Annotated in this window: 5 protein-coding genes; 4 read left to right on the top strand and 1 reads right to left on the bottom strand. The window is 26.4% G+C overall.

Annotated features, from left to right (window positions below):
- Positions 1–67 precede the first annotated feature (67 nt).
- Together HZY83_RS06585 and HZY83_RS06580 are read left to right on the top strand one after the other, a co-directional pair.
- Positions 68–337, top strand: coding sequence for a hypothetical protein (locus HZY83_RS06585; protein WP_179943257.1), 270 nt, complete (start codon positions 68–70; stop codon positions 335–337).
- Position 338: 1 nt separating this feature from the next.
- On the top strand, positions 339–1,400 hold the full coding sequence (locus tag HZY83_RS06580; protein WP_179943256.1) for a M42 family metallopeptidase: 1,062 nt from the start codon (positions 339–341) through the stop codon (positions 1,398–1,400).
- Positions 1,401–1,505: 105 nt separating this feature from the next.
- Here the strand turns inward: HZY83_RS06580 and HZY83_RS06575 are convergent, their stop codons facing one another.
- Complete coding sequence (locus HZY83_RS06575) at positions 1,506–2,693, bottom strand: FtsW/RodA/SpoVE family cell cycle protein (protein WP_179943255.1); 1,188 nt, start codon at positions 2,691–2,693, stop codon at positions 1,506–1,508.
- Positions 2,694–2,819: 126 nt separating this feature from the next.
- Here HZY83_RS06575 and mutS point away from each other — a divergent pair, with 126 nt between their 5' ends.
- The gene (mutS, locus tag HZY83_RS06570) at positions 2,820–5,387 is read left to right on the top strand and encodes a DNA mismatch repair protein MutS (protein ID WP_218925362.1); all 2,568 of its coding nucleotides are present in this window, start codon (positions 2,820–2,822) and stop codon (positions 5,385–5,387) included.
- A gap of 23 nt (positions 5,388–5,410) precedes the next feature.
- Positions 5,411–7,267, top strand: a complete 1,857-nt coding sequence (mutL, locus tag HZY83_RS06565) for a DNA mismatch repair endonuclease MutL (protein ID WP_179943253.1) — start codon at positions 5,411–5,413, stop codon at positions 7,265–7,267.

Genomic DNA, 7,267 nt, shown 5'->3' with positions numbered 1-7,267 from the left:
ATATATCGGAGTATATGGAAGAAGAGATTAATAAAAGAATTAAAAAAGATAAGGAGTAACGATAACTATGAAAAAGAAAATAGTATTTTTAGTAGCATTAGGATTATGCACATATCCAGTATACAAAAAAGTTACAAAGTTACAAAAAGAAGATAATTTTATAAAAGAATGTAAAAAACAAATATTAGCATTAGGATATGAAATAAAAGATAGTTGGTGTTTCAATCTACCAGAAAATAATTACTTAGAGTTTACATTTACTGACTATAAGAATGTTAATTACACTGTTGTATTTAATAAAATTGATAATAGAATAGTTAGTATAAAAGAGGTGTAATATGGAAAAATCAATTAAAATTTTTGAAGAACTTACTTCATTAGACGCTACTTCTGGCTTTGAAAGTGAAGTTGCTAATTATTTAATAGAAAAATTACAACCTTATGCAGATGAAATAAAGCGTGATAATTTAGGTGGGGTTTATGCAATAAAGAAATCAAAAAATAAAAATGCGAAAACAGTTATGGTTGCAGCGCATATGGATGAAGTAGGATTTATGGTAACAAAAGTTCTACCTAACGGTTTTTTAAAATTTGATACTTTAGGTGGTTTTAGGGAAGATGTTTTATTAGCTCAGAAGTTTACTATTACTACTGTAAGTGGAGATAAATTTGTCGGTGTTATTCCTTCTATACCTAAACATTTTGTAGGTGGAATGCAACAAAGCGTTAAAATTAGTGATATGACTCTTGACATAGGGGCTAGCTCAGAAGCAGAAGTTAGAGAATGGGGAATTAAAGAAGGAGACTTTGTAGTTCCTAAGACAGATTTTGAACGTCTATCTAACAATAGAATAATGGCAAAAGCCTTTGATAATAGATATGGCTGTGTATTAATAACTGAGTTATTAGAAGAAGTGGCTAATACAGAATTAGATTGTAATTTAGTAGTTTGTGCAACCGTACAGGAAGAAGTAGGATTAAGAGGTGCTACTATAGCAGCTAATATGATAAACCCTGATTTATGTTTAGTAGTAGATTGTAGTCCTGCAAATGATATGGATGGTAAATCTACATCTAACGGGAAGTTAGGAGAAGGTTTCTTAGTAAGGCTTATGGATAGAACTATGATTTTACGTGCCAATTTAAGAGAGAAAATTGTTAGCCTAGCAGAAGATAATAATATAAAATATCAGTATTTTACATCTCCTGGTGGAACAGATGCTGGTGCTATTCATCAAGCACAACTAGGGATACCTACTGCAGTAATAGGAATATGTGGAAGATATATACATACACATAATTCAATTATAGATATACGAGACTATTTAGCGGCTAAAAATATAGTTAGCAAGTTAGTATTTTCTGTTAATGATACGTTTATAGATGATATAAGGCTATAAATTTATAAATAAGTTTATTATTAAAATAATGAGGATAAATTCAAGTTTTACTGAAATTATCCTCAAAATTATATGTATTAGATTTTAATATTAAAATGGATTGTCTTAGTTACTATATTCATCAATGTAATCAGTATAGTCATTATAATCTTGTTCATCGGCTAGTTGTTCTTCATTAATAGTTTTGTTTATCTTGAATATTATTCCTAGTAATATTGAATTAGCTAAAAGAGAACTACCACCATAACTTATAAATGGTAAACTAATTCCTATAACAGGTATTAATCCTGTTGATGAATATGTATTTATAATAAACGGTAGTGCGAAATTAAATGCTGTTAATATAGTAAAGTAGTAACTAAAGTTACCTTGTTGACATTGTTTAGCTATCCTCATTATCTTGATGATAAATAAGAAGTATAGTGTTATAAATAAGACACTACCAATAAAACCAAAGTTTTTAGCAATTACAGAAAGAATAAAGTCATTAAATTGCTCATCTATATAAACTGTATTTTTTGCAAATGATCCTGTTAAGCCACCAGACTTTATAGCGTTTAGTGCTTGTGTTATTTGATATGAATAATCATATGTGAATTTTTCAGGACTTAGCCAAGATAATATCCTATTTAATTGATAATTTTTAAGCCCTATTATATTTAGAAAAGATGGGAAGTATATTGCGCATAATAGCAAAAATGCTCCTAGCCCCATAACAGAAGAATAGATAACAAAGAAAGTTTTGTTTCTACTACTAACTAAAAATACTAGAGATAAAAATAAAAATATAAAGTACAAGCCATTTCCTAAATCATTTTCTTTCATTATCAGTATGAATGGTATAATTAAAATAATAGCTAATTCTATTAATTTTACAATATCAGAAGATTTTTTAAAATGATCTTGTACAATTAAAAAACTAACTATTCCTACAGAAGATACTTTTGCAAATTCTGAAGGTTGAATAGTGAAAAATTTAAAATTAAACCATCCTTTTGCTCCGTTAACAGTTGGAGCTATGCTTTCAGGTGCTATTAGTACCAAAGCCAACAAAGAAATTGTAAATATAAAAAATACAATACTAAATTTTTCATAAGTATGTATAGATATTCTTTGCATTGTATAAATAACGAATATACTAATTATATAGAACAATATTTGTTTTATAAATAATGTTGGTGTTTTATTGTTGTTGTATTCTGCCAAAAATATTGATATTACACTAATTAAAGATAGTGAAAAATAAAAAAATAGAAGAGAAAAGTTACTTTTGTCTTTAATAAATTTTTTCAAAATATCAACTCCTTTTATTAAGGATATTATACACTAGAAGAAATTTAATAGCAATAACTATATTTTACGATAAATATTGAATAAAATTAATTTATAATGAGGTGAGAGTTAGTGAAATATACGCCAATGATAGAACAATATTTAAAAATAAAAAAAGACTATAAAGATATGTTTTTATTTTATAGATTAGGGGATTTTTATGAATTATTCTTTGAAGACGCAGTAGAAGCCTCAAAAATATTGGAAATAACCTTAACAGGAAGAGAAGCGGGTGTTGAAGAAAAAATACCAATGTGTGGAGTTCCGTTTCATTCTGCTGCTGGTTATATAGATACATTAGTTAATAATGGACATAAAGTTGCTATTTGTGAGCAAGTGTCTGAGGCTGGTCAAGGAAAGATTGTTGAAAGAAAAGTAATCCAAATAATAACTCCTGGAACTTATATGAATTATAAAAACTTTGATGAGAATAATTATTTAGGGTGTATTTATTATGCTGATGATAAGTATTATTTATCATTCTGTGATATTATGACAGGAGATAGTAGGTGTATAGAGCTTAGTACTGAAGTAGAGTTGTTAGATGAAATATTAAAAAATAATATTAAAGAAGTATTGAATATAAATGCAGAATCATTAGTTTTAAATAACATTTATATAACTAATATTGACTATCTACCTAATTTAGTGCAAGAAAAAACAGAGTATATAACTAATAGTAATTTAAAAATAAGTTGTAATCATTTATTACATTACGTAGAAACTACTCAAAACAAAGAAATATCTAGTTTAAAAGATTTTGAAGTTTATTTTAAAGATAGATATGTATACATGACTAGTTATTCAATAAAGAATTTAGAAATAACACAAAATATATCCAATGGATCAAAAAAAGGTTCTTTGTTAAGTGTAGTGGATAAAACTAAAACAGCATCTGGATCTAGAAAAATAAAAAAATGGTTGGAAAATCCACTCTTAAATATTGATGAAATAAAAATGCGTCAAAATATAATAGGAGATTTTATAAATAATTATTTTATTAGAAATGATATTCAAAATTTATTAAGAGAAGTTTATGATTTAGAAAGAATTGCTACTAAGGTGTCTTACAATATAGTATCACCTAAAGAATTAAGTAATTTAAAAAATACACTTGATAAGATTCCAAAATTAAAAGATTTATTGACGCAAGTAAATTCTAAAAATGTAGAAAATTTAAATAATAAAATTTCTACTCTTGAGGTATTAAAGAATTATTTGATTAAGGCTATAGATGATGATGCAGGTCAAACGATAAAAGAAGGTAACGTAATAAAAACGGGATTTAATCAAGAACTTGATAATTATAGAAACGCTCAACAAAATGGGAATAAAATGCTGTTCGAGATAGAACAAAGAGAAAAAGAGAAAACAGGCATAAAAAATTTAAAAATAGGATACAATAAGATATACGGTTATTTTATAGAAATTTCTAAGATTAATTTAAAAAACATTGATACAGAAAATTTAGGATATCATAGAAAGCAGACTTTATCTAATTGTGAACGTTTTGTTTCAGAAGAATTAAAGAAAGTAGAAGAGTACATAGTTAATTCTAAGTCTAAAATAGAAGAATTAGAATTAAAATTATTTCAAGAAGTTAAACAAGAAATTCAAAAATACATAGTAGAATTACAAAAATTAGCAAATATATTAAGTGATGTTGATGTCTATATCTCTCTAGCAACTATAGCGGAAGATTATGGATATGTTAAGCCTGTTTTTAACAATGAAAAAACTATAGATATAGTAGAGGGGCGTCACCCAATAGTTGAACGTATGGTTGATGTAGATAGCTATATTAGTAATGATTGCTATATTGATTCGGATAACAATATACTTCTTATAACAGGTCCGAATATGTCAGGAAAATCTACATATATGAGACAGTTAGCTCTTATTGTAATATTGGCTCAAATAGGTTCTTATGTTCCTTGTAGTAAAGCTAATTTACCTATTTTTGATAAAATATTTACTCGTATTGGAGCTTCTGATGATTTAGCTGGAGGTAAGTCTACTTTTATGGTTGAGATGATAGAGGCTCGTAATGCTTTAGTAGATTCTACAGAGAATTCTTTATTAGTGTTTGATGAAATAGGACGAGGAACATCAACATATGATGGTATTGCATTGGCACAATCTATTTTAGAATATATAAATAATACTATAAAATGCAAAACTTTATTTTCTACTCACTATCACGAATTGACAAAACTTGAACAATATAATAAAGGTATAAAAAATGTTCACGTTTCTGCAAAAGAAAATAATGGAGAATTGATATTCTTGTACAAAGTAAGACAGGGTGCTATAGAAAAAAGTTATGGAATTCATGTAGCTAAATTAGCTAATCTTCCAGAAGAAATTATTTTTAATGCTAATGATATTCTAAAATATTTGGAAAGTAATAATGCAGAAATCAATATAGTAGAAAATCAATCAAACAAAGTTTCTTATGATGCTAAAAATGAAGCAGTAGATAAAAATAAAATAAAAGTAGAAGAGAATTATCAGAAACTAACATTTGATTTAGATGTAACGAATGAAAAATATGGTTATATAAAAGAAAAATTAGAAAAGACAGATTTATTACATACGACGATGTTTCAAGCTATGGAAATATTAAATGATTTAAAAAATAAAATAAATGAATAATATATTTGTAGGGAGGTTAACATATGGGGAAAATTAATATTCTATCACATTCTTTAGCTAATAAAATAGCAGCTGGAGAAGTTGTTGAGAGACCTGCTTCTGTAGTTAAAGAACTATTAGAAAATTCTATTGATGCAGGTAGTACAAATATTAAAGTTGTTATAAAAGAATTTGGAATACAAGAAATTAGAATTATTGATAATGGATCGGGTATATCAAATGATGATATAGAAACAGCATTTATGCGTCATGCTACAAGTAAAATAAAAAACGATTATGACTTATTTCATATAAATACTTTGGGCTTTAGAGGTGAAGCATTAGCCAGTATAGCTTCGGTTAGTGATATAGATATAAAAAGTTGTTCAGGAGAACCACAAGGAAAATATTTGGAAATAAGAGGAGGAGAAGTTACAAAGAATGAGTATTATGCTCCAATAAAGGGAACTGATATTACTGTTAAAAACTTATTTTATAATACTCCCGCGAGATTAAAATATTTAAAAAATCCACATACTGAACAAGCAAATATAATGAATATTATTAATAAGTTAGCTTTGTCATATTCACAAATTTCATTTGAAATAATAATCGATGGAAAAATAGTTTTGAAAACATATGGAGATAATGATAGACAAAAGTTAATAGCTAAGGTATATAATAATGACGTAGCTAAAAATATGTTGAGTTTTACTGGTAGTAATGATGATTATAAAATTAACGGGTATATATCAAAACCAGAAGAAACTAGAGCTAGTAAAAATTATATTAATGTATTTATTAAAGGGAGATATGTTAAAAATTATGCAGTACAAAATGCTATAATTGAAGGGTACGGTACTTTTTTGATGAAAAATAGGTATCCTATAGCTATAATAAATATTGAAATGGATAGTATTTTATTAGATGTTAATGTTCATCCGACAAAACAAGAAGTTAGATTATCAAAAGAAAAAGAATTAATTAATTTAATTAAAGAAGTTATTTCTACAAGATTATCAAACAACACTTACATACCTAACGCTGTAAATAATGTTTCGAATAAAAAAATAATAAATCAAACAGAACAAGTATCATTTACCGATAAGATAGATGAGACTTATGTTATAAAAGAACCAACTAATTATAGTTATAATAAAAGTAGTAATGATTATTTTGAACAAGAGAGAGACAATTTTTTTGACTTTATAAAGTTAGATGATAATGAAGATAGTTTTTCTTTTGGAGAAGATGAAAATAATAATTTAGATATCACAAACACAAATACTAATGATGATGTTACAGAAGAAAGTAGTATTAAACAACTTCCACAGCTACAAGTACTAGCTCAAATATTTAAAACTTATATTTTATGTCAAACAGGTGATGAATTATATTTAATAGATCAACATGCTGCACAAGAAAGATATAATTATGAAAGATTACAAAAAGTATTTGAAAATAGAAATAATTATAAAAAACAGTTATTAATTCCTCATAGTTTCAATTTTTCTGTTGATGAGGCGGCTGAAATTAATAATTCAATGGAAAAACTTAGTGATTTAGGATTAAAATTAGAGCATTTTGGAGATAACACCTATATTTTACGAGAATACCCTATTTGGATAGAAGCTGATGAAATAGATACAATAAAAGAAATAGTGTCTAAAGTATTAGCCAATAAAAATATTACTCTAAAAGAGTTGCGTAATGATGCAATAGCTATGGCTAGTTGCAAAGCGTCTATAAAAGCTAATCAATCATTGTCTTTATCGGAGATGACAAAACTTATTTCTGATTTGTATACTTGTGAAAATCCATTTACTTGTCCACATGGACGACCTATAATAACAAAAATGATGAAAAAAGATTTAGAAAAAATGTTCAAAAGAATAGTTTAG

This window comes from Gemella sp. GH3 (assembly GCF_013415425.1).
GTDB lineage: Bacteria > Bacillota > Bacilli > Staphylococcales > Gemellaceae > Gemelliphila.
Note: the sequence above shows the minus strand (reverse complement) of the source record. Positions and strands in the feature narration are given on the sequence as shown.

Bases quoted from the DNA above. Each gene is read 5' to 3' on its own strand.
- mutL (WP_179943253.1), top strand. From the start codon at position 5,411: ATGGGGAAAATTAATATTCTATCACATTCTTTAGCTAATAAAATAGCA.
- mutS (WP_218925362.1), top strand. From the start codon at position 2,820: ATGATAGAACAATATTTAAAAATAAAAAAAGACTATAAAGATATGTTT.
- HZY83_RS06585 (WP_179943257.1), top strand. From the start codon at position 68: ATGAAAAAGAAAATAGTATTTTTAGTAGCATTAGGATTATGCACATAT.
- HZY83_RS06580 (WP_179943256.1), top strand. From the start codon at position 339: ATGGAAAAATCAATTAAAATTTTTGAAGAACTTACTTCATTAGACGCT.